Annotated in this window: 19 protein-coding genes; 7 read left to right on the top strand and 12 right to left on the bottom strand. The window is 61.1% G+C overall.

Translation table 11 applies throughout. The features are described from left to right. Window position 1: 1 nt before the first annotated feature. Window positions 2–1,219 (bottom strand): ABC transporter ATP-binding protein, encoded by a 1,218-nt coding sequence (locus tag HSEST_RS10740; RefSeq protein WP_229120928.1) that lies wholly within the window; start codon window positions 1,217–1,219, stop codon window positions 2–4. 241 nt (window positions 1,220–1,460) lie between these two features. On the opposite strand from HSEST_RS10740, the gene HSEST_RS10745 reads away from it, so the two are divergent. The 7 genes from HSEST_RS10745 (at window position 1,461) to HSEST_RS10775 (ending at window position 11,265) form a co-directional block, all read left to right on the top strand. Further along, the gene (locus HSEST_RS10745; protein WP_229120929.1) at window positions 1,461–2,783 is read left to right on the top strand and encodes a substrate-binding domain-containing protein; all 1,323 of its coding nucleotides are present in this window, start codon (window positions 1,461–1,463) and stop codon (window positions 2,781–2,783) included. Window positions 2,784–2,830: 47 nt separating this feature from the next. Next, complete coding sequence (locus HSEST_RS10750; RefSeq protein WP_229120930.1) at window positions 2,831–3,892, top strand: carbohydrate ABC transporter permease; 1,062 nt, start codon at window positions 2,831–2,833, stop codon at window positions 3,890–3,892. Further along, window positions 3,889–5,007, top strand: a complete 1,119-nt coding sequence (locus HSEST_RS10755) for an ABC transporter permease subunit (RefSeq protein ID WP_229120931.1) — start codon at window positions 3,889–3,891, stop codon at window positions 5,005–5,007. Before HSEST_RS10750 ends, HSEST_RS10755 begins: the two co-directional genes overlap by 4 nt. A gap of 144 nt (window positions 5,008–5,151) precedes the next feature. Beyond that, a complete protein-coding gene (gene gyrB / locus HSEST_RS10760; RefSeq protein WP_229120932.1) occupies window positions 5,152–7,062 on the top strand; it encodes a DNA topoisomerase (ATP-hydrolyzing) subunit B in 1,911 nt (636 codons plus the stop codon). Then, window positions 7,059–9,545: a DNA gyrase subunit A gene (gyrA, locus tag HSEST_RS10765; RefSeq protein ID WP_229120933.1), complete on the top strand. Its 2,487-nt coding sequence runs from the start codon at window positions 7,059–7,061 to the stop codon at window positions 9,543–9,545. The genes gyrB and gyrA overlap by 4 nt, the downstream gene beginning before the upstream one ends. A 203-nt stretch (window positions 9,546–9,748) precedes the next feature. Continuing rightward, window positions 9,749–10,210 carry a hypothetical protein gene (locus HSEST_RS10770; protein ID WP_229120934.1) on the top strand — a complete coding sequence of 154 codons (462 nt, stop codon included), beginning with the start codon at window positions 9,749–9,751 and terminating at the stop codon, window positions 10,208–10,210. Window positions 10,211–10,269: 59 nt separating this feature from the next. Next, window positions 10,270–11,265: a radical SAM protein gene (locus HSEST_RS10775; RefSeq protein ID WP_229120935.1), complete on the top strand. Its 996-nt coding sequence runs from the start codon at window positions 10,270–10,272 to the stop codon at window positions 11,263–11,265. 328 nt (window positions 11,266–11,593) lie between these two features. Here HSEST_RS10775 and sugE read toward each other — a convergent pair whose 3' ends face one another. The 11 genes from sugE to cheY all read right to left on the bottom strand — a co-directional run bounded on the left by sugE (window position 11,594) and on the right by cheY (window position 21,795). Then, window positions 11,594–11,917 (bottom strand): quaternary ammonium compound efflux SMR transporter SugE, encoded by a 324-nt coding sequence (sugE, locus tag HSEST_RS10780; protein ID WP_229120936.1) that lies wholly within the window; start codon window positions 11,915–11,917, stop codon window positions 11,594–11,596. 72 nt (window positions 11,918–11,989) lie between these two features. Further along, window positions 11,990–12,424 carry a DUF5807 family protein gene (locus HSEST_RS10785; RefSeq protein WP_229120937.1) on the bottom strand — a complete coding sequence of 145 codons (435 nt, stop codon included), beginning with the start codon at window positions 12,422–12,424 and terminating at the stop codon, window positions 11,990–11,992. Between the two features lie 209 nt (window positions 12,425–12,633). After that, window positions 12,634–14,379, bottom strand: a complete 1,746-nt coding sequence (gene flaJ / locus HSEST_RS10790; protein WP_229120938.1) for an archaellar assembly protein FlaJ — start codon at window positions 14,377–14,379, stop codon at window positions 12,634–12,636. Beyond that, entirely contained in the window at window positions 14,379–16,061 is a 1,683-nt protein-coding gene (locus HSEST_RS10795; protein ID WP_229120939.1) for a type II/IV secretion system ATPase subunit, read from the bottom strand. Before HSEST_RS10795 ends, flaJ begins: the two co-directional genes overlap by 1 nt. A gap of 13 nt (window positions 16,062–16,074) precedes the next feature. Further along, window positions 16,075–16,836 (bottom strand): ATPase domain-containing protein, encoded by a 762-nt coding sequence (locus HSEST_RS10800; protein ID WP_229120940.1) that lies wholly within the window; start codon window positions 16,834–16,836, stop codon window positions 16,075–16,077. Further along, window positions 16,833–17,291 carry a flagellar protein G gene (locus HSEST_RS10805; protein ID WP_229120941.1) on the bottom strand — a complete coding sequence of 153 codons (459 nt, stop codon included), beginning with the start codon at window positions 17,289–17,291 and terminating at the stop codon, window positions 16,833–16,835. The genes HSEST_RS10800 and HSEST_RS10805 overlap by 4 nt, the downstream gene beginning before the upstream one ends. Beyond that, entirely contained in the window at window positions 17,284–17,721 is a 438-nt protein-coding gene (locus HSEST_RS10810) for a flagellin (protein ID WP_229120942.1), read from the bottom strand. The genes HSEST_RS10805 and HSEST_RS10810 overlap by 8 nt, the downstream gene beginning before the upstream one ends. Continuing rightward, window positions 17,705–19,435: a FlaD/FlaE family flagellar protein gene (locus HSEST_RS10815; RefSeq protein WP_229120943.1), complete on the bottom strand. Its 1,731-nt coding sequence runs from the start codon at window positions 19,433–19,435 to the stop codon at window positions 17,705–17,707. The genes HSEST_RS10810 and HSEST_RS10815 overlap by 17 nt, the downstream gene beginning before the upstream one ends. Window positions 19,436–19,702: 267 nt before the next feature. Then, the gene (locus HSEST_RS10820) at window positions 19,703–20,221 is read right to left on the bottom strand and encodes a chemotaxis protein CheD (protein WP_229120944.1); all 519 of its coding nucleotides are present in this window, start codon (window positions 20,219–20,221) and stop codon (window positions 19,703–19,705) included. Continuing rightward, entirely contained in the window at window positions 20,218–21,435 is a 1,218-nt protein-coding gene (locus HSEST_RS10825) for a chemotaxis protein CheC (RefSeq protein ID WP_229120945.1), read from the bottom strand. Before HSEST_RS10825 ends, HSEST_RS10820 begins: the two co-directional genes overlap by 4 nt. Then, window positions 21,436–21,795, bottom strand: a complete 360-nt coding sequence (gene cheY / locus HSEST_RS10830; RefSeq protein ID WP_418886515.1) for a chemotaxis protein CheY — start codon at window positions 21,793–21,795, stop codon at window positions 21,436–21,438. Window positions 21,796–21,870 lie beyond the last annotated feature (75 nt).

The raw sequence follows: 21,870 nt of genomic DNA on the forward strand, positions 1-21,870 counted from the left end.
TCTAGTCGTCGGCGATGGAACTCTCGTCGGCGCTCGATTCCGCGGTGGTGACACCGCCCGTATGACCTTGTTCGTACAGGACTGACGATCCGGTTGCCGGATCGAACAGGTGGACGTCTTCGTCGGAGAAGACCACTTCGACCTCCTGGCCGGTTTCGGGCGCGAACGACGCGTCCGTGCGAGCGATGAAGTCGGACTCCTCGACCCGTTCCGCTGACATACCGGTGTCGAGCTCGCCGCTCAGATCAAGGTAGACGTAGTTGTCCGACCCGATCGGCTCGACGACTTCGACGACTGCGGTGACTGTATCCCGCTCAGTCCCCTCAGCCGGGAACACGTCTTCCGGTCGGATCCCCATAACGTACTCGCCGCCGCTTTCGAGTACTCCGAATCGATCGACGACGTCCGGGGAGAGATGATACCGGAAGTCTTCATCGACGCCGACCAGAACCATCCCGCTGTCAGTCTGCTCGACGACGACATCGACGAAGTTCATACTCGGCGAGCCGATGAATCCGCCGACGAACTCGTTTATCGGATCGTTGTACACCTCTTCGGGTTTCCCGACCTGCTGCTTTTTGCCGTCACGGAGGATGAGGATCCGGTCACCCATCGTCATCGCCTCTTCCTGGTCGTGGGTCACGTAGATCGACGTGACGCCCAGCTCGTCCTGCAGGCGCTGGACCTCCGTCCGCATGGTCTTGCGGAGTTTGGCGTCGAGGTTACTCAGCGGCTCGTCGAAGAGGAACACTTCGGGATCACGTACGATTGCGCGCCCGAGCGCAACGCGCTGTTTCTGTCCACCCGAGAGCTCGTCAGGCTTGTCCTCGAGCAGCTCCTCGATCCCCATCATCTCGGCCGCCCACTGAACCTTCTCGTTGCGCTCTTCCGCGCTGAGGTCGGTGCTCATCCGGAGCCCGAACTCCATGTTCGCCTTGACCGTCTTGTGCGGATACAGCGCGTAGTTCTGGAACACCATCGCGATGTCCCGGTTTTTCGCGTGCAGGTCGGTTACGTCCTCATCGCCGATGACGATCGACCCGCTCGTCGGCCGTTCGAGGCCGGCGACCATCCGCAGCGTCGTCGTTTTCCCGCACCCTGACGGGCCGACGACGGTGATGAATTCCCCGTCGTTGATCTCCATGTCCAGGTCGTCGACCGCGACGATGGTTCCTCGATCGTACTCCTTTCGGAGGTCACGCAGTTCGACGCTTGCCATTGGCTAAACCCAGTATAGTCAATGATATAATTCTTGCCCTCCTCGCTCGATTCAGGATAAAATATTTCAACAAACGTTGGTGGCGCATATATTACATACTCCGGCGTAGCTCACGTCCGACGCACGTTCCTGCCGTATCCGTCGGCTACCGATAGATTCCGCCGACAGCGGTTCAGTTGTCTTGAACGAATGTTCGTAATACATAAATAGGTGAAGACGTAATTCATCAGGTGTTCACACAATGTCCTACGACCGTCGAACACTGCTAAAATACATGGCCGGCACGTCGGCTGCCGGTCTACTCGCGGGGTGTGGAGGCGACGCAGATGACAGCGGCGGACCTGCCGAGACAGTCACGACGTTCCTCGGCGACTGTCCGGACGGCTGTAACTGCTCGACCATCAACCCGGAAGTCACCGAAGGGAGTTTTACCCTGTGGCACAACCGCACTGACGCTGCGTCCAGGCTCTTTAACGGGTCGCAGAACAAGTTCAACGCGATGGAGGGGCCGACAGCGAAGCTCCAGAACATTCCCACCGCGTTCCAGGACAAGCTCCGACAGGATATCGGTGCCAACCAGGGCCCGCACGCCTTCCAGTGGGCACACGACCTGATAGGTGAGTTCGTCAACCAAAACATGCTCACGGACATGTCCGATCAGCTCCGTGTCGACGAATGCATGTTCACGGATCGGGCGTGGGAGGCAGCCCAGTACGACGGTGGCGTCTACGGGCTTCCGTTCACGACGGAGACGCCGGCGCTGATCTACAACCAGGACGCGCTGGACGACATGGGCGTCGAGCCGCCCGAAACCATCGAGGAGATGAAGTCCATCATGGACGACTGGGACGGCGACTACGGCTTCTGCCAGCCGATCGACACCTACCACGTGACCTGGGCCGCCCACATGTTCGGATCGGTCATGTACGACGGCGAAGAACTCGGGCTGGGCGATGAGGAGTTCGCCGCAGGACTGCGTGTCCTGCTCGATGAGCTCAAACCGTATATGCCGACTGACGGCAATTACGGCGCACAGACAGCCGCATTCAAGGACGCCGCAGCGCCCTTTGTCATCACGGGTCCGTGGGAGATTACCGGCTTCATCGAGGACGTCGACTTCAACGTCGGTGTCACGAATATTCCGGACAAGACCGGTCACAGCGAATTTGGCGACGGTACCGCGCGACCGTATATGGGCGTGAAGCTAATTTACTTCACGAGTATGCTCGAGTCGCCGGACAGCCAGACAGCCAAGGCGGCCCGCGACTTCGTCGAATGGTATGCCACCAGCAACGAGCGCCAGATCAACCTGGCCGAAAACGCCGGCTTCCTGCCCGCGAAGAGCAACCTCTCCGGCAGCGATCAGCTGCCCAGCAAGGTTCAAAGCTTCAGCAAACAGACCGAAGAAGCGGTTCTGATGCCGCAGAATCCGCGACTTGCTGCCGTCTGGGCGCCGTACTCCGACGTTCTGACGCAAGCGTGGGACGGCGGCACCGACGGTCTCGAAGGCGACCTTCAGGATGCGGCTGAAGACGTCCGGACCACCTGGGAAGAAGACTACTAACGACAGCTGTCGCTTACGACTACTACGGTATTTCACACGATCAAATCATGAGTACATCCAACGTCGTACAGAGATACAAGGAGAGCAATATCAGCTCAGTCCTTAGCGAGAACAAGCCGGCACTGCTGGTCCTACCGGGATTCCTGCTGTGGGCGGCGTTTATGGTCGTCCCGATGTTCTACCTTTCTGTCCTCTCGCTGACGAATGCGACACAGTCAGGTCAGAACAGCCTGTACCGTGGCGATGGGACGCTCCTCGGAATTCTACCGGTTGGTTCGGCGGATGTCGTTGGTCTCGAGAACTATATGGATCTGCTGTTCACCGACAGCGCACTCCAGCAGGGCGTGATCAACGCGTTCATGTCCGATCCGCTGTCGATCTTCGAGTTCGCGTTCTGGAACTCGATGCTCGTGACGTGGCTGTTCGTCGCTGTCAGCGTGTTCGGAAAGGTCGTACTCGGTGTTGGCCTCTCGATGGTTCTCACCGGCAATCGAGTTCGTGGGAAACGGTTCTTCCGCGGCATTCTGATTATGCCGATGGGCATCCCCGTGATCTTCTCGATCGTCGTCTGGCGGGCCGTGTTCAGCAGTGCTGACTTCGGCTTGCTGAACAATCTGCTCCTCCGTGCCGGGCTGATATCCGAGTCGATCGGGTGGTTACAGGACCGGTGGCTCGCGTTCGGCACGTACGTCGTGACGGAGATGTGGTTGGCGTATCCGTTCATGATGCTGATTACTGTCAGTGCGCTACAGAACGTCAATGGAGAGCTGCTCGACGCGGCGAAAGTCGACGGTGCGGGCTGGTTCGCACGGTTCTGGCACGTCGTTCTGCCATCGATCAAGCGCCCGGTCCTGTTCGGCACGATCCTGACTTCCGCGGCGTCGTTCCAGCAGTTCCTCGTTCCGTGGATCTTCAACAAAGGTGGTCCCGGGACCGAACCGGGCCAAAACGCGCTGATTCTCGTCTACGCGTATCGGGAAGCGCTTGTCTCGCCGGCCGACTACGCCCTCGGTGGAGCGATCAGTATCGTGATGTTGGTCTTCCTCGGAGGGTTCATGTACGTCGCAGTCAAGCGTGGCAATCTCGCAGAGGAGGCTGGTGAAACATGAGTCAAGCATCGGATATCGCACGGCTGCTTTACGAGGACATCCGTCACGTGGCGCTCGCGCCGTACCGAGGTGCGAAGGAGATTCGATACACGGTCAACGGGCTTCAGGAAGGGACGATCCCGCCCAAGAAGGTCGCCTGGACGGTCGTGTCGACGATGGCAGCGTTCCTCGTGACCGCGATGCTGATGTTTCCGATCTACTGGATCTTGACCATCGCGCTCAATCCCTCCGGCGGGGTCTACACGACCTCCGGAGTGCAACTCATCCCAAATACTGTTTCACTCCGGGAGTTCGCGTGGGTCATTGGACCGATCACCACGCCGGAGGCGATTTCGATCAGCCTTCCCTTCATCGGGAAACTGTTCTCGATTCCGGTTCCGGGAGCGATTGCTAACAAATACGTTTTCAACCCCGCCGCGTTCGGGGTCGAAAACATATACACCTCCGGGCAGATCATCCAGTACGGGAAAAACAGCGCGTACGTCGCCCTCTGGACGGTCGTCATCGGGATGTCGGTAATCCTCCCCGGCGCGTACGGAATGTCCCGGCGTGACTTCCTCGGGCGGAAGCGCCTCCTGTACGTGTACGTCCTGCTGACGCAGGTCGCCGGCAGTCTCGGGGTCGCACTCCTGATCTCACTGTATGCCCTGTTCAACCTTCTGGGCTTTATGGATCCAGGAGCGAGCACCCGGTTCTGGCTGGCGGTCTACTACGCTGGTGGCGCAGTTCCCTTTAACACCTGGCTGTTGAAGACCTACATGGACGGGATCCCGATCTCCTACGAGGAGGCCGCTATCGTCGACGGCGCCCCGTCGTGGCGTATCGTCTACGAGATCATCATACCCCTCGCGAAAGCGGGGCTCGCAACCGTGTTCGTGTTCGTCTTCCTGGCCGGGTGGACCGAGTACATTGTCGCACAGACGATCCTCGGTGCAGGACAGTACACGCTTCCGGTCGGTGTGTACGCGCTCTCGCCGGCGAGTCCGGGCTTCAGCGTTGCCTGGTCGAAATTCGCCGCGTTCTCACTGACATTCGCGGTCCCGCTCATGCTGGTGTACTTCTTCATGCAGCGGTACATCCAGCAAGGTCTCTCCTTTGGCGGCATGGAAGGATAGACCGCACAATCTCGTTTCAGCGACGCGACGGTTTCCTGCGTTTTTCGGCGCGTTCGGACGTGTCACTCATTCCCAATACAATTGAATAGTCTCACGCGCGCACGTGAGACTTAAGGGATCGGCCGGCATACGTCAAGATACTTCATGAGCCAGGACAGCGACTACGGAGCGGATTCAATCCAGGCCCTCGAAGGGCTGGAGGCCGTCCGCAAGCGCCCGGCGATGTATATCGGTTCGACCGGCGCGCGCGGGTTACACCATCTCGTCTACGAGGTCGTCGACAACTCGATCGACGAGGCACTCGCGGGCCACTGTGAGTCGATCGACGTGACGATCCACGACGACGGATCAGTGTCCGTTCGGGACGACGGTCGGGGGATCCCGGTCGATACCCACCAGGAGTACGACCGGCCGGCCGTCGAGGTCGTCATGACGGTACTACACGCCGGGGGGAAATTCGACAACAAGTCCTACCAGGTGTCGGGCGGACTGCACGGCGTCGGCGTCTCCGTCGTCAATGCCCTCTCCTCGGAGTTGATCGTCGAGGTGACCCGGAACGGCGGCGTCTATCGGGAGCAGTTCGAGCGGGGAGTTCCAAGCGGCGTCGAGAAGATCCGGGATTCCGATCCCGGGGAATCGACCGGCACCGAGATCCGGTTTTGGCCCGACGAGGAGATCTTCGAGACGACCGACTTCGAGTTCTCGACGCTCGAAAATCGACTTCGCGAGCTGGCGTTTCTCAACTCCGGCGTCGAGATTACGCTGACCGACGAGCGCGACGGGACCGAACAGCGATTCTACTACGAGGGAGGCATCAAAGAGTTCGTCGAGTATCTCAACGAGACCAAAGGGCCACTCCACCGGGGCGTCATCTACTTCGAGGACGAATCGGAGGGCGTCCACGTCGAAGTGGCGATGCAGGCGACCGACGAGCTCCAGGGCTCGATCCACGCGTTCGCGAACAACATCAACACCCGCGAGGGTGGAACCCATCTCACCGGGTTCAAGACCGCGCTGACACGGATCGTCAACGACTACGCGACCAGCAACGACCTGCTGAAAGACCTGGACGACACGCTCAAAGGCGAGGACATCCGCGAGGGACTGACAGCCGTTATCTCGGTCAAACATCCGGATCCTCAGTTCGAGGGCCAGACCAAGACCAAACTCGGGAACAGCGAGGTCCGTGGCGTCGTCGAGTCGGCGGTCCACGAGCACCTCGGTACCTACTTCGAGGAGAACCCCGACACCGCCGAGGCGATCATCGGCAAGGCTGTCGAGGCCGCGAAGGCCCGCAAGGCCGCCAAGAAGGCCGAAGAACTCACGCGGCGAAAGAGCGCGCTGGATTCGACCGCACTCCCGGGGAAGCTGGCCGACTGCCAGACCAAAGACCCCAGCGAGGCCGAACTGTTCATCGCGGAAGGTGACAGCGCCGGCGGCAGCGCAAAGCAGGCGCGCGATCCCGAGTTCCAGGCCGTGTTGCCGATCCGCGGGAAGATACTCAACGTCGAGAAACACCGCCTCGATCGCATCCTCGAAAACGAGCAGATCCGCAACATCATCACCGCGCTCGGGACTGGCGTCGGCGACGAGTTCGACCTGGAGGAATTGCGCTACGAGAAGATCATCTTCGCGACTGACGCCGACGTCGACGGAGCCCACATCAGGACGCTACTGCTGACGTTCTTCTATCGGCATATGCGCCCGCTGCTGGAAGGTGGGCACATCTATGCTGCCCGGCCGCCGCTGTACCGGATTCGGTATCGCGGGGAGACCTACGACGCGATGACGGATGCGGAACGCGACGAGATCGTCGCGGAGAAATGCAACGGCAACCCGGATCAGGTCCAGCGGTTCAAGGGCCTGGGTGAGATGAACCCCAAACAGCTCTGGGAGACGACGATGAATCCCGAGAACCGATTCCTCAAGCAGATCACGATCGAGGACGCCGCTGCCGCGGACAAGATGTTCTCGGTGTTGATGGGTTCCGCGGTCGAACCGCGCAAGCAGTTTATCAAGGAGCACTCGCCTGAAGCAGAATGGGTGGACATATGAGCTCGGACGTACCTGATGGACCGGACGTGACAGCCGACGCAGCCCGCGTCGAGCACGTCCGGATCGAAGACGAGATGGAGCAGAGTTACATCGACTACGCGATGAGCGTCATCGCCGGCCGGGCGCTGCCGGACGTTCGGGACGGTCTCAAGCCCGTCCATCGGCGCATTCTCTATGCGATGTCGGAGCTGGGCGTCTCCTCGGGGTCCTCTCACCGGAAGTCCTCCTCGATCGTCGGGGAGACCATGGGGGACTACCATCCACACGGCGACAGCGCGATCTACGACACGCTCGTGCGGATGGCCCAGGACTTCTCGATGCGTTATCCCCTGGTCGACGGACAGGGCAACTTCGGATCGATGGACGGCGATCCGGCCGCAGCGATGCGGTATACCGAGGCCAGGATGGCCCCGATGGCCGAGGAGTTGCTCGCGGATCTGGAGAAAGACACTGTCGACTTCACGTCGAACTACGACGACCGTCTGCAAGAGCCGGATGTCCTCCCCGCGGCGTTCCCGAACCTGCTGGTCAACGGCTCCTCGGGTATCGCCGTCGGGATGTCCACGAACATCCCGCCACATAACCTCGGAGAGGTAATCGACGCGACCGTTCACCTTATCGACAACCCCGAGGCCGAAATCACGGACCTGATGGAACACGTCAAGGGGCCGGACTTCCCGACGGGCGCGAACATCGTCGGCAAGGACGCAATCTACTCGGCGTACGCGACCGGTCGAGGGCGACTGACCGTCCGCGCGGAGTTCGCGGTCGAGGAGACCGCAACCGGGGGGGATCGGATCGTCGTCACCGAACTCCCATTCCAGGAGAACAAGGCCCGGATCGTCGAGCGGATCGCCGACGACGTCAACGAGGGCGTCATCGAGGGCGTCTCGGATCTGCGGGACGAGTCCGACCGGGACGGCGTCCGGATCGTCATCGAGTGCAAGCGCGGCGCGAACGTCGACGTCGTGAAAAACCAGCTGCTGGAACATCACCTCGAATCGACCTTCGGCGTGATCAACCTCGCCCTGGTAGATGGCCAGCCAAAAGTGCTGACACTGAAGGAGACGCTCCAGCACTACGTCGAGCACCGCCGAGAGGTCGTTCGCCGGCGGTCGGAGTTCGACCTGCAGGAAGCCGAGGATCGGGCACACATCCTCGAAGGGCGGCTGACGGCCGTCAACAATGCCGAGGACGTCGTGGAACTCGTTCAGGAGGCCGAGGACCGGTCGGCCGCTAAGGAGGCGCTCGTGGAGCGATACGACTTCTCGACAGAGCAGGCAGAACACGTCGTCCGGATGCAGATCGGGTCGCTGACCTCCGCCGAAGCCGGTGAGATCGAGGCCGAGTACGAGGACGTGCAAGCGGAGATCGAGCGACTGGAAGCGATCCTCGAAAGCGAATCGAAACTCGACGAGGTGATCAAAGACGAGTTGCGCGCGGTCAAAGACGAATACGACGACGACCGCCGGACCTCGATCGTCGAGGACGCCGGAACGGTCACCCGTGAGGACCTCGTTCCCGAAGAGGACGTCGTGGTCGTCATGACTGCCGACGACTACATCAAGCGAATGCCCGCCGAGAACTTCGATCCCCAGCGCCGCGGCGGCAAGGGGATCATCGGGTCCGATCCGAAGGACGGCGATCGGGTGACGACGGTCTTCCAGGCGCACAGCCACGACTACCTGCTATGCTTTACCAACCACGGCCAAGTCTACCGGCTGAAAACCTACGAGATTCCGGAGATGTCCAGGACTGCCCGCGGAAAGTCCGCGATCAACCTGCTTGATCTGGACGACGGGGAACAGATCACAGCGGTCGTGCCGACGGACGACCTCGATCCCGAGGAATCTATCACGATGGCGACCCGGCAGGGGTACGTCAAGCGCACGCCCTGCTCGGAGTTCGAGAACATCCTCTCGACTGGCATCAGGGCGGCGAAACTCGAAGCGGGCGACGAACTCGTCGACGTCGAGGTGACCGATGGCACGAAGGACCTGGTCGTCGCCACGGAAGGCGGGATGACGATCCGATTCGACGAGAGCGACGTCAGGGAGATGGGGCGGTCGGCTCGTGGCGTCCGCGGGATCGATCTCGAAGACAGGGACGCGGTCGCCGGACTCGTAGCGATGAACGACGACGACGGCCGTGCGCTGCTGACGGTCACGAAACGCGGCTACGGCAAGCGGACAGCACTCAGCGAGTATCGCCGTCAGTCCCGCTACGGCAAGGGCCTGATCGACATCAAGACCGGCGACCGAAACGGGCCAGTCGTCGACGTCAAAGCCGTCGAGGAAGACGACCACCTCGTCGTCATGAGCGAGGCCGGCCAGATCATGCGCTGCCCGGTCGCGGACATCTCGACGGTCGGCCGGAACACGAAAGGCGTGGTGATCATGGACGTCGAAAGCGACGACAGCGTGGCCTGTATGGACGTGATTCCGGCGGGTTCGGAGACCGAAGAAGACGACATCGACGAGTAGGGCGGACTCTCGACGCTTTTCCCCACGTTTTGCGCGAGTGACCAGTGGGAACGAGCGGAAAAGTGGTCATTGGACGTCGAAGGCGACGACAACGTGGTCTGTGTGGACGTGATTCCGGCGGGATCTGATTGAGGGGCTCAGTCCGCGTCTGAGTGCCGTTCCGCGACCGGTCGATATTTTTTCCAGCCGGTAGAAGCGACGGTATGGACATCAGTCGAGAAGCCGCCCTGATCGGAATCCTCCTCGTCGCGGGTGCCGTCCTGATCGCGCTCCCGATTCTCGTTCCGCCAGATATCCCGGACGACCGGGTCGAGTACTACGTGGAAGACGACTGGATGGACAACGAGGATCAGTCGAACCTCGTCTACGCGAACCTCACCGAGGCCGAACGTGCGGTCTTCGAGGAGGCACGTCGGACGAACGAGCGAACGGAACGCGGCACGACAGTCAACTTCTCAGTCCGCGATACACCCGAGTCGCTAACGCCACCACCGGACAGTATCAGGATCTACAACGTTCGATACGAGGGCGAGTGGTACCTTCTGCAGGTCAAACATCTCACGTACGAGGCGGATTTCGTGACCCAACACCTCCCGCGGCTGGGGTCGATGGCTCTCGGGACCGTGTGTCTCCTCGGAGCCGCGTACCGACGGTTCGCCGTCTGATCGCCGAGTACTTTCGCACGACTTTTGAGTATGCCCCAATTATAGGGGGTCACGATACGATGATCTCCAAGGGTTGCGAGCAGTGTGCCAAAGGCGGGAAGATGGTCATATTCGTCTACGGCTACTGTGACCAGCGCGATTGTTTCTACTGTCCCCTTGGGGAGAACCGCAAGAACGTCACCGACGTCTACGCCAACGAACGGAAAGTGGAGGAAGATCAGGACATCATCCGCGAGGCCGAGCGGATGAGTGCGATGGGCTCGTCGATCACTGGCGGGGAACCCCAGGAAGTGATGGATCGGACGACACGATACATCTCGCTGCTCAAAGACGAGTTCGGCGAGGACCACCACATCCACCTCTACACTGGGATCACTGGCGGTCGGGAGAACATGCGCCGGCTGGCCGAGGCCGGACTGGACGAGATTCGGTTCCACCCGCCCTTAGAGCAGTGGGGCGATCTCCACGGCACCGAGTGGGAGGAGATCCTCTATATCGCTCGCGAGGAGGGGATCACACCCGCCTTCGAGATTCCGGGGATCCGGCCTGAGACGGAGTTTCTGGAGTTCCTCGACGAGGGAGCCGCGGAGTTCTGTAACGTCAACGAGTTCGAGATGTCGGACGGGAACTTCCGGCGGATGCAAGAGCAGGGCTACGAACTGCGAGAGGGGCACATGAGTGCCGTCGACGGCGACCGCGAGGAGATCCTGGACGTGATGGGAAGCCACGAGAAGGTCTACTTCTGTACGTCCGTGTTCAAAGACGCCGCCCAGCATCGCCGTCGGCTCAAGCGGATGGCCCGGAACGTCCGGCGGCCGTTCGACGAGATCACCGACGACGGGACGCTGGTCTACGGGAAGACGACGGTCGATCCCGAGCGATTCGAAGCTTTGGGCGTTCCAGAAGAGTACTACACTGTCAAATCCGAGCACGTCGAGGTCGCCTGGTGGCTCCTGGAGGAGATGATCGCGGAAGGCGATATCGAGCGTGGCGAGATCGTCGAGCAGTACCCGACGGTCGATGGAACCGTTGTCGAACGGACGCCGGTGGCGTAGCAGACGCCGAACTGCGTGAGGCGTTTCACCGGAGCCGAGTGTAACGAGGCTCCGGCTTTTTCCCCATGTTTTTGCGAGGAGTGGTAGCCGAGAGAAGCGAGGCTACCCGACGAGGAAAAAGTGGGACTGGGACCGTTGTCGAGCGGACGCCGGTGGCGTAGCAGACGCCGAACTGCGTGAGGCGTTTCACCGGAGCCGAGTGTAACGAGGCTCCGGCTTTTTCCCCATGTTTTTGCGAGGAGTGGTAGCCGAGAGAAGCGAGGCTACCCGACGAGGAAAAAGTGGGACTGGGACGCCGATGGCGTGATCACCCGCAGCTGTTTCCCGATCAGTGCCCACCCGACGTGAGGTTGAGGCCGACGATGCCGACGACGATCACGCCGATGAACGCGATGCGGGCGGGCGTGACGGGCTCGTCTAGGAGCACAATCCCGAGTGAAGCGGTCCCAACGGCTCCGATACCGGTCCACACCGCATACGCCGTCCCGACAGGTAGCTCCTGAACAGCGTGTGCGAGCAGAATCATACTGACGAGGAGTGCGACGATAGTTCCGAGCGTCGGGAGCGGCTTCGAGAGCCCGTCGGAGTACGCGAGCCCGATTGCCCACGCGATTTCGAACAGTCCGGCGACGAACAGCACGGTCCACGACATATTGATCACAGCTCCGTGCTGGAGCCGTATGGGTGCTGTTCCTCGGGAGCTGTCGTTGGCCAGGCACGGCGCCTACCGTTCGCCGACGACCCACTTCTGGCTGTATCGCTGGCCGCAGTTACAGACTGCATAGGCGTGGACGACATCGCCCTCCGCGTAGAGGCCACCGACCTCCTCGTTCTGTTCCTCGGCGAACGCGAACACGAAGCGTGTCGTGTGATCCGCGTCCGGGTCGTCCCCGGCGACAGGGCAGACACCGCCGGTCAGATCCGACTCGACTGTCCCGTCGGTTCCCATGGCAGCCTGTGCGAGCTCCATCGGATCGGTTCCGGCGGCTTTCTGGAAGGCGTTGCGGCCGTTCTCTCCGGGGAGGACGAGGACGACGCCGTCCTCGACAGTCTCCGCGTAGTCCTCCAGGGCATCGAGGTTCTCGACGGCGTCTTCGTGCAGGAAGAAGGCGATGTCGTCCGGGCGCTCACCGGCCAGGAACTCGGATCGCTTGCTCATGCCTATCAGGAGGCGATCCGCGTGGAAAAGTGACCCGATGCGGACGGAGAGCAGTTGCAAGAGCATACGGCGGCCGTCGCCCGCCGTTTCCCCGGAATCGCCCTGACGAGGGGATTCCGGCCATTGTCCCCAAGTTTTTCTCGCGAGTGGTGCCCGCTGCGAGCGCCTGAACGCGCTCGCGAGGACACCCGAGCGAGAAAACGTGGTGCCTAGATAGACAGGAACTGCGAGACCATCCACTTGGTGAGGATAGCCGTCAGCGCACCGAGCCAGGTGAGAAGCACGAAGTGCATGTAGGAATTCATGTTGTGGCCGCCGTCGAGCGTACGGACCATCAACGCCGAGAGCATCGCGTTGAACACGATGACGACGATCAGCAGAAACTCGATGAGCGGGATGTTGTAGACGCTGGTGTTGATCAGCGACGCGACGTCGAGCTGGCTCGTACTGGCGAGATTGAGCGTGAGACCGGCGAGGATGTTGACGACCTGGAGCCCGATGAAGAAGGCGAACGTCGAAGCGGCGGTGATCCCGTAGAGGAGGCCGATCAGGGTGGTCGTTTCCTGCCGGCGCTGCTGGCGAAGCTGGAGCACCTCGTTCATGTTCTCTGCGATCAACTCGCCGAGCATCTTGGGATCTCCGCCCATCTCCCGGCCGACGAGATACATTTCGGAGAACGTCTGAATGAGATACGAGCGCGACTCCGCGGTGAAGTGGCGCCACGCGCTGGCGGGTTCGATTCGCATGTTCAATCGCTTGTAGAGGTTGTCTATCTGTGGCGTCAGCGATCCGAAGTCCTTCTTTCGGAGGCTCTGCAGGACCGTCGACGTCGTCGATTGCTTCGCACCTTCGGTCGCGCCCAGCCCCCGGATGAAGCTGGGGAACTCGGCGTCGCGGCCCTGGATCCGCTGCTCTTCTGCGCGGGCGACGAGTCCGGGGATCAACAGCGGTGTAACCGGCACTGCCGCGTACAGCGTCAGCGGCACCGGTGACCAGATCGGGACGAGCATATCGAGCGTGATCGGGCTGATGCCGGCTCGGCCGCCGAACGTGATAAACGAGAGGACGGCAGTCAGCGCGACCCCGATCGCGAACGCGCGATCGAGCCGCCCGTCCACGGGCGAGGGATACTCCTCCGGGTGGAACCAGATCGGGTCGTACGGCGCGATCGACCGGATCGCGAGATAGAACCCCGCCTGGACGAACACGAACAGGAGAATGACCGAGGCGACCGTCATCGTCGGATTCGTTCCGGTCAGGACGGGCAGCACAACCGAAAACACGAGCGCGAACGTCATCGAGAGGATCATCGACAGGTAGAGGTCTTTCATCACGTTGAGATTGCCGAGCGTCCCCTCGTAGACGGTCGTGTAGTTCTCGATGATCATGTCCTGCTCGTTGACGAGGTAGTCCTCGAGGGACTGGCCGGCACCGATATTGTACGCCAGCCGGTCGAAAAAGTCCGACAGCGTATCGCTTGGCACCTGTTTCGCGCGGCGACGACAGGCGTCGTCGAGGCTCTGATTCCAGGTATCGACCAGCTCGACGACCCGTCCTAGTTCGGTCGCGAGTTCACCGTACTCGTCTTCGGACGCGAGCGCGCGAAACACCTCCATCCGGTCGATCTTGGTCGTCGAGAGGACGGTCATGTGCGTGACCATCAGATGAAACCGGTTGTTGAGCTGGCGCTTGCGCTGTGACAGCTGGACCTTGGGGAAAAACACAGCAGTTCCGAAAATCAACAGACCGAGCAGCGGGATCGGCGCTCGGATGAACAGCGGCATCTCCAGGAGCAGCGTCGCGAGGAGCGAACCGACGAAAAACACCGTCGCCGGTAGCAGGATCGTCAGGAGATACCGCTGCAACGGAATGTCGAGCCTCCGGTAGGAGTCCAGTAGCCCCGCGAAGGTGCTCGACAGCGACAGATCGATCGTAGCGGAGTCTTTCGTTGCCATCAGTCAGGGCGGTGGATGTCGAAGGGGACGCCCTCCAGTCCGTCCCGCTGGAAGTCCTCGATGAACTCGTTGACCTCGTGGTAGCCGAGGATGTTCTCCTGGATCGCACGCTCGATCAGGTCCGCCCGGAACTGCAGATCGTCGTAGATGTCCCGAGTGTCCTCGTAGCCCAGCAGCGTCGCGATCTGCTCCTCGAGGACGAACGAGTTGTTCATCCCCTGGAAGACGATCTCGTCCTCGACGGGATCCCAGTAGAACACCTGCCGGGTGATGACCCCCTCCATCTCCTTGGAGTAGCCTTCGATTTCCTGGACGCTCGTGACCCGACGCAGCACGTCGTCGCCCTGCTTGACTCGGTTCTGGAACAGCGCGATGTCGGCGACGTCCATGAACGTCTCGGGGACGTTGATCGGTTCACCGGTGAACCGCTGGATCATCGAGACGATGTCGCTGGCGTGGAACGTCAGCATGACGGGGTGGCCAGTCTGTGCGGCCTGGAAGGCCATCCGACCCTCCTCGCCACGGACCTCACCCACGATGATGTAGTCGGGACGGGACCGCAGGGCTGCGGCGACCAGATCGAACATGTCGACGCCGGTGCCGCCGCTTTGCTCGTCACCCTCGCGGGTCAGGAGTTGTTGCCAGGTGTCGTGTGGCGGCAGCACCTCGGCGGTGTCCTCGGCCGTGTAGATCTTGTGGTCCCGGGGGATGAACGCCATGCTGGCGTTCAGCGTCGTCGTCTTCCCGGAGGCCGTCTCCCCGACAACGAAGACGGTCTGTTCGTTCTCCAGGGCGAGCCAGAGGTACGCGGCCAGTTGCGGACTGAGCGTCCCCCACTTGGTGATCTGGAAGATCGACAGCGGCGTCTCGTCGCCCTGACGGATCGTGAGACTGGGACCTTTGACGCTCACGTCGTCGGAGTAGATGAGGTTCAGACGCGAGCCGTCCGGTAGCGTCGAGTCGACGATCGGATCGCTGTCGGAGACGGGATCGCCGATGCGTTCGCCCATGTTGCGCAGCCACTGGTCGAATCCCTCGTTGCTGTCCCATTCGACGGTCGTCTCGAGCATGCCGAAGACGCCGTGGTCGACGTAACACTCCGTGGGCCCGATGACGTGGATGTCCTCGTTGGCCGGGTCACGCATGACCGGTTCGAGGGGGCCGAGACCGACGATGTCCCGGTTGAGTCGATACCGGATGTTCTCGTAGGTCTCGGGTTTGACGTCGACCTTGCCGATCGAGCTGATGTTGTTCCGCAGTCGGCTCAGGACGCCGCTACCGCTCTCGCGTTTCTTGACGTTGGTCGTCTCCTGGAGGAGTTCCTCGATGCGGTCGTCGTACTCGGACTCGTCGGTCGGCGCGGGCTTGTTGACGCTGCGCTGGAGCAGGCGGTTGCGAACCTTGTTGAACACGACCTGCTCCTCGTCGGACAGCTCCGGCTCGATCGCGTAGTACTTCATGTCCTGGCCGACGTCGCCGTAGATGTGTGTGAAGATGGGGCCGCCGACGGGATACAGCACGTTCGGCCGGTCGGTTTCGAGGTCGCCAGCGGCTTCCTCGGCGAACATCGGGAACTCGCCGGTGATCTGCTTGAACTTCTTGAGATGGTCCCGGAGGTGCGGGCGGTTCGACGCGTACTGTCTGAGTTCGTCCGACGGTTTCGGTCGTCCCTGTTCTGTCATTGTGCGCCCTCCATCATGCCACGCTCCGTGATTCGATCACGATGCCGGTCCCCGAACGGACCGAGTAGCCGATCGTGTCGCCGACCTGTTCGCCCATGCCGGCGAACCGCTTGACAGAGATCTGTCGGCGGACGTCGTTGCCGACTTCGATCATCTCCAACTCGAGGAAGACGTCGGCGATCGACCGGAACGGCCCGATAGCGTCCTCGTCGAGCGTCGAGGGGTCGACCGTGAGTACGATCACTTTCCCCTCGGCGATGATATCACGGAAAAACGAGATGATCTCCAGAGCCGCCTGTCGTTCCTCGTTTTTCCGGACGAGCGCCTCGAACTTGGGGTCGTTGCGCAAGATGGCGTCGAACGTGTCGATGATGATCACTTCGGAGTCCCACATCACTTCCGCGTCCATCAACCGCTTGAGGAGGTCCATGCGGTCGCCCCCGTCGTCCTCGTCGGAAAACGTGTTGGAGTCCCCGATGTCAGCGTGCAAAAACAGCACGTTCTCATCGAGCATGTGCTCGACCATGTCGTAATCGAGACTGTGCATCTGATCGAGAAAGCTCCCGACGGTGAGTTCGGTCGAGAGCATCGTGACGCGGTGGCCCTCCTCACAGAGCCCGTAGGTGAACCGCTGGCTCATCGCGGACTTGCCGGCCCCGTAGTCACCCTCGACGAGGACGATACTACCCGGGGGGATGCCGCCACCGAGCTCCTTGTTCAGCCGGTCTCGCTCGTCGAGTCCGAGTGAGAACAGATCAGTCGTTGCGATACTCATAGGTTGAACCTGAACACCTCTTTGTCACCGTTGACAGTCACCTGGACCCGATGGTCGCCGGTGTCGAGATTCGGCACGCTGACGTTGACCCGCACTACGTCACCCGGCTGCCAGCTGTCCGGACTCGCCCCGTCGACGACCGTCACCCCGACTGCCGACTGAAACTGCCCGTCGACGAGGACGTCCATCTGAGAGGGTTGTGGGACGAGCGATCTCGATCCGGTGTTTTTCACCAGGAGCGTAATGTTCCCGTTCCCGTCCCGGTCGTACACCGGTGCGCCGCTGTCGCTTATGATCTCGATGTCGGTCTGAACGTCCTGACTCAGCGCGTCGCCTTGCTGAGAGATGCCGTCGCTCAGACGCCCGACTGTCGTCGTGATCGTCCCGGCGACGCTGGCAGCGACGAGGACGCTCGCGATGAACAGGATCAGATGCGAGGCGGAGACGCTAGCCACGGGTGACCACCTCTGTCGCAGCCACGCCGGTTCCAGTCGCCACTTTGACTCGGTCGGGCTGGGTCGCGACACTGACGTTGTAGGTGAGTCGCTGGCCGGACGCCCAGACGTCGGTCCCGGCGTCTCCATCCACGTCACTGCGTTCCGGGAACAGATACTCGTTGTCGGCGATCAGATCCGTCTCGTCGACCGACAGCGCCGTTGCGCCGGTGTTGTTGATCTCGACGGCCAGACGTTCAGTCGTGTTGTTGTAGGTCGCAGCGGTAATCTCGATGTCCGTGTTCCGCTGGGCGAGGTCCCGATCCCCCCAGTCCGACCGCGCGTCAGTCACTTGCTCCATCGTGTTGGTACTGGCACTGTAGAAGGTCCCGAACGCGATAAACAGCCCGACGAAGACGATCGCGGCCGAACCACTAACGCTGAAGCCCATCGGAACCACCTCCGGAAAGCCCCATCTGCGTCCCCGGGGTGCCGTTGAGCTGGCCGATGTACTTCAGTGACTGTGTGTGATGGTCGATCGTCAGATCAGCGTCGACACCGCGCTCGTCGAACCCGCGCAAGTACTCCTGGAGGTCGTCCGCGACCGGTTCACTCACCCAGTCGATGCGCTCGTAATAGTCGATCGCCTCCGCAGTCGACCGGATTCCGACCTCCTCGACGAGATATTCGAGCCACTCGATGACGATCAGCTCCGATCCGAACCCCTCCGGCATCGCCGCCAGGTACGGCTTGCCCTCGCCAGTAGCCGTCGCCTCGGACTCCGATGGCGTATCCGTGGATGGAGTCGGCTGCGCCTCGGCTTCGCTCGGTTCGTCCGTCACTGATTCAGATCCACTGACTGGCGAGGTCCCGGATGTCGCCTCGTCATCTACTGCGTCGGCGACTTCGTCGGGGTCCGAGTCGTGTTCGCCGTCAGCCTCGGACGTCGATGCGGCCTCGCCATCCGTTTCGGACGCTGACTGGCCATCAGCAGCCGTCGCCGATTCGCTGTCGTCACCGTCGTCCTCGATGACTGTATCGAAGAGGTCGTCGTCGGCCAACTCGTCGTCGAGATCGTCGACGTCGCTGTCCGACTCGTCGGTCTCGAACGCCTCGGAAGCGAACGCGTCGGCGTCGTCCTCGATGCTATCGCCAGCATCGTCATGCGAATCCTGCTCGGTGCTACTCGTTTCACCGGGTTTTTCTTCGTCTTCGGCCCAGTCGGCGTCGCCGGACTCGTACTCGTCTTTGAGCTCCTGGAACGATTTGCCGCCGCCACCGCCGTCGTCACTGTCCGTCTCCGCCTCGAATCCGCCCTCGTCCATGCCGCTGTCGCCGAACCCATCGTCGTCGAAATCATCGTCGAGCCCGTCGTCGTCGAACGCGTCGTCGTTGAACTCCTCTTCGAACGGATCGCCGCCATCATCGACGTCATCGCCCATCATGTCGTCGACGGACTCGTCGAAGCTCTCGTCGTCGTCTTCCACCAGGTCGTCGTCGAAGAACCCTTCCGCGTCCGCGTTCGCGATGTCCTCGTCGAGGTCCTCGTCGTCGCTCTCGTCCTGGCCGTTATCGAAGAGACCGAACGAGTTGCCGTCACCGCCACCGCTGAGGCCGCCACCCTCGATGTCGTCGGCAAAGGGGTTGACGCCCCGTGTGACCATCTCGTAGATGTCGAGCAACTTCCGGACGTTCTCTTCGACGTCGTCGACGGTCTCGCTGATCTGCTCGTTCTCGTTGCGCACGGTGTTGACCGTCGAGGAGAGACTCCCGACCTCGGTCTCGAGCTCGTCGAGCCGATGCTCGAGTTCGTCCGTATCGGCGCCGCCGTCCATGTCGCCGAACTCGTCGTCCCCGAAGTCGCCGAACTCGTCGTCACCCTCGTCTTCGAACCCACCGAGGCCACCCAGATCGTCGCCGCCTTCCTCGTCCATCAGACCGGCTCCGTCGCTCATCTGCTCGCCCGCGTTCTCTTCGTCCTCGTCCGAGAGAATAGAGTCGAAAACGTTCTTGATACTCATGCCAACGACACCCGCCGAAAACAGCGTCAAAACGGCTGGATCCGTCGGAATTGCCACCTGACCGATGCCGGACACACCGCTGGTTGCGGCCATCGCTGACCCGACCAGACTCGATAGTGCGGCGACGGTGGCGAAATCACTCATTGGTATGAGAAACCGCTCTCATACCCTTCAATGTACCGTTTAGAGTATCGTATTTGATAATTGACGGGTGTATACACGCGCGCTCGGCAGAAACAATCGTCAGACACCAGAGTGAAACAGATTATGCCAGACACGATACGAGTACAATTCTCAATATTTCGGTCGTGCTGAGGGATTTACAGCGGATCTGTCTATATCTGGAGACGATCCGTCGGCCGAAGTGGTTTCCGTTTTCTTGTCGATTCGATTAAGCCATCAGCGCGAAAATTACAGCGTTCTGCTGCCCTTGTTCGCACTTTTGACAACCAATTCACCACTCGCGCCTTTGAGTTTGATCGAGCGGCCGTGGTTCCCACCGACGTCTTCGCCAACGACGGAAATCCCGTAGTCGTTGAGTGTCTCTTTGACTTGCTCGACGTTTCGTTGTCCGATACCGGACCCGCTCTCGGAGAAATCAAGCATGTCACTGCCGCCAGCGATTTTCGCGACCATATTATTTCTGTTCCCCCCTGCGTCTTCGAGCGCCTCGATGAGCGTCTCGACGCCGGTGTCAGCGAACTTCGCTCGATTTCCGTCTTCCATGTCGTCGGCGGACGGCAACATCACGTGCACCAGCCCGGAGACGGGCACAGTCTCGTCGTGGAGTGCAACCCCGATGCAGGACCCGAGACCGCTCGTCGTCAACACGGCCCCGTTCTTGCTCACGTCGTACTCGGCGATCCCGACCTTGATCTGTTCGGGTTTACTCTCGGTCTCCGAACTCGTCTGTCCGTCGTAGACCTTCATCCTTGGAATATCTGTTCGGGGTCCGCCTCGGTCTCGTCGACCCGGTCGACCAGCAGCTCGTCTAGTGCTTCCCGGAGCTCCTGTTCGTTCGGCAGCGCGTGGATCTCCGCTTCGAACTCGATCTCGTCGGTCCGCATCGTCGAGTCGACGATAAACGCATGTTCCTGCTGGCGACCGACCTGTGCCGCGAGCGGATCGATGATCGCCTGGCCCATATCGTGGACCAACCGCGGCGGCGTGTGATCCACCGAGGTCTGTAGCACGTTCGCCCACCCGTCGACGAACCCGCTCGTCATGATGTTCCCCAACTCTTCGATGGCTGCCTTGTGTTGGTCGGTCAGTTCGTCGCCTTGGACGTCGATTGGCATCATCGCCTCGGCGACGTTCTTGGCCGACACTTCGTCGAACAGCACCATCAGATAGCCGCTCGGGAGGCCCGTGAACTCGACGACCGTTCCCACGTACGTCTCGTTGCTCACCTGCTTTGGGACATCCGTGACGGGTGCGAAACTGATCTGCGAGACCTCGGCCGTGGTTTCGACACCGGTCATCATAGTGACGTTCTCGGCGGCCTTTTCGGTCCCGCTGCGGGTCATCTCGTTGAACACTTCGAGCTTGTCGACGGGGATCGCGTCGTCGCCGGTGTCAGCGTGATCGGCCATGATCGAGGTCAGCGGATCGTACTCCGGGAGCATATAAATGTAGAACTCGACCGACTCGTCGACCCACTCGATCCGGCTTTTGAACACGAAGACATGGTCCGAATCGTCACTGCCGGTCGTGTCCGGGAGCACAGCAGGTCCGTTGCCCTCGATGTACGTCGGCGGCGAGTGATCGATCGAGGTTTCGAGGTAGTCGGCCCACCCGTCGATGAACCCACTCATCATGATGTTGCCGATCTCCTTGACACCGCTTTTGGCCATCGCCTCGTCGTCCGCACTGCCGATCAGCGCCTCGACCAGCGACGCACTGCACGCCCGGCCGAACACCAGCACGGTTTCACCCGCGAGTTCGCCCTCGTAATCGAATTGCACACCGACGAACGCTCTGTCACCGAGCTCTTCCCCGAGATCTTTGCGGTCGACGAGCGACATCTTCGTCACTTCGACGTCGGCCTCGATCCCGGTCATCTGGGTCATCGACGCTGTCGCCTGTTCGGCACCCTCGCGAGCCAGCTGATTGAACGTTTCGAGCGACTGAATGTCGACTTTCATTTATGAGGGAACGACGTCCTCGATGGCTTCCATCACGCTCGGTTTCTGGAACGGCTTCGTGATATACCCGTCCGCCCCCGCCTTGACCGCCTCTTTCATCTTCTCTTCCTGGCCGACGCTCGTACACATGATGACGTTCGCGTTGGGGTCGGTATTCTTGATCTCGTCGGTCGCTTCGATACCGTCCCGGATCGGCATCACGATATCCATCATGACCAGATCCGGATTCTCCTCCTTGTATGTCTCGACGGCTTCGACGCCGTTTTCGACTTCACCCACGATCTGGTGATCCTCTTCGAGGATCTCCCGCAGGAGGTTGCGCATGAACTCGGAGTCATCGGCGATCAGCACTTCAGGCATGATCAATCACTCCGTACGTACTGCGATCGTTCAAATAAATGCTTCCGCCGGATTATCGCCATTGATACCGATCGA

Source organism: Halapricum desulfuricans (assembly GCF_017094465.1).
In the GTDB taxonomy this organism is placed as follows: domain Archaea; phylum Halobacteriota; class Halobacteria; order Halobacteriales; family Haloarculaceae; genus Halapricum.

What these genes read in the sequence shown, in the direction of transcription:
- HSEST_RS10820 (WP_229120944.1), bottom strand. Translation starts at nt 20,221, where the DNA reads ATGAAGGTCTACGACGGACAGACGAGTTCGGAGACCGAGAGTAAACCC.
- HSEST_RS10825 (WP_229120945.1), bottom strand. Translation starts at nt 21,435, where the DNA reads ATGAAAGTCGACATTCAGTCGCTCGAAACGTTCAATCAGCTGGCTCGC.
- HSEST_RS10795 (WP_229120939.1), bottom strand. Translation starts at nt 16,061, where the DNA reads ATGACAGAACAGGGACGACCGAAACCGTCGGACGAACTCAGACAGTAC.
- HSEST_RS10775 (WP_229120935.1), top strand. Translation starts at nt 10,270, where the DNA reads ATGATCTCCAAGGGTTGCGAGCAGTGTGCCAAAGGCGGGAAGATGGTC.
- HSEST_RS10755 (WP_229120931.1), top strand. Translation starts at nt 3,889, where the DNA reads ATGAGTCAAGCATCGGATATCGCACGGCTGCTTTACGAGGACATCCGT.
- HSEST_RS10785 (WP_229120937.1), bottom strand. Translation starts at nt 12,424, where the DNA reads ATGAGCAAGCGATCCGAGTTCCTGGCCGGTGAGCGCCCGGACGACATC.
- HSEST_RS10800 (WP_229120940.1), bottom strand. Translation starts at nt 16,836, where the DNA reads ATGAGTATCGCAACGACTGATCTGTTCTCACTCGGACTCGACGAGCGA.
- HSEST_RS10740 (WP_229120928.1), bottom strand. Translation starts at nt 1,219, where the DNA reads ATGGCAAGCGTCGAACTGCGTGACCTCCGAAAGGAGTACGATCGAGGA.
- HSEST_RS10770 (WP_229120934.1), top strand. Translation starts at nt 9,749, where the DNA reads ATGGACATCAGTCGAGAAGCCGCCCTGATCGGAATCCTCCTCGTCGCG.
- gyrB (WP_229120932.1), top strand. Translation starts at nt 5,152, where the DNA reads ATGAGCCAGGACAGCGACTACGGAGCGGATTCAATCCAGGCCCTCGAA.
- sugE (WP_229120936.1), bottom strand. Translation starts at nt 11,917, where the DNA reads ATGTCGTGGACCGTGCTGTTCGTCGCCGGACTGTTCGAAATCGCGTGG.
- HSEST_RS10815 (WP_229120943.1), bottom strand. Translation starts at nt 19,435, where the DNA reads ATGAGTGATTTCGCCACCGTCGCCGCACTATCGAGTCTGGTCGGGTCA.
- cheY (WP_418886515.1), bottom strand. Translation starts at nt 21,795, where the DNA reads ATGCCTGAAGTGCTGATCGCCGATGACTCCGAGTTCATGCGCAACCTC.
- HSEST_RS10745 (WP_229120929.1), top strand. Translation starts at nt 1,461, where the DNA reads ATGTCCTACGACCGTCGAACACTGCTAAAATACATGGCCGGCACGTCG.
- flaJ (WP_229120938.1), bottom strand. Translation starts at nt 14,379, where the DNA reads ATGGCAACGAAAGACTCCGCTACGATCGATCTGTCGCTGTCGAGCACC.
- HSEST_RS10810 (WP_229120942.1), bottom strand. Translation starts at nt 17,721, where the DNA reads ATGGGCTTCAGCGTTAGTGGTTCGGCCGCGATCGTCTTCGTCGGGCTG.
- gyrA (WP_229120933.1), top strand. Translation starts at nt 7,059, where the DNA reads ATGAGCTCGGACGTACCTGATGGACCGGACGTGACAGCCGACGCAGCC.
- HSEST_RS10750 (WP_229120930.1), top strand. Translation starts at nt 2,831, where the DNA reads ATGAGTACATCCAACGTCGTACAGAGATACAAGGAGAGCAATATCAGC.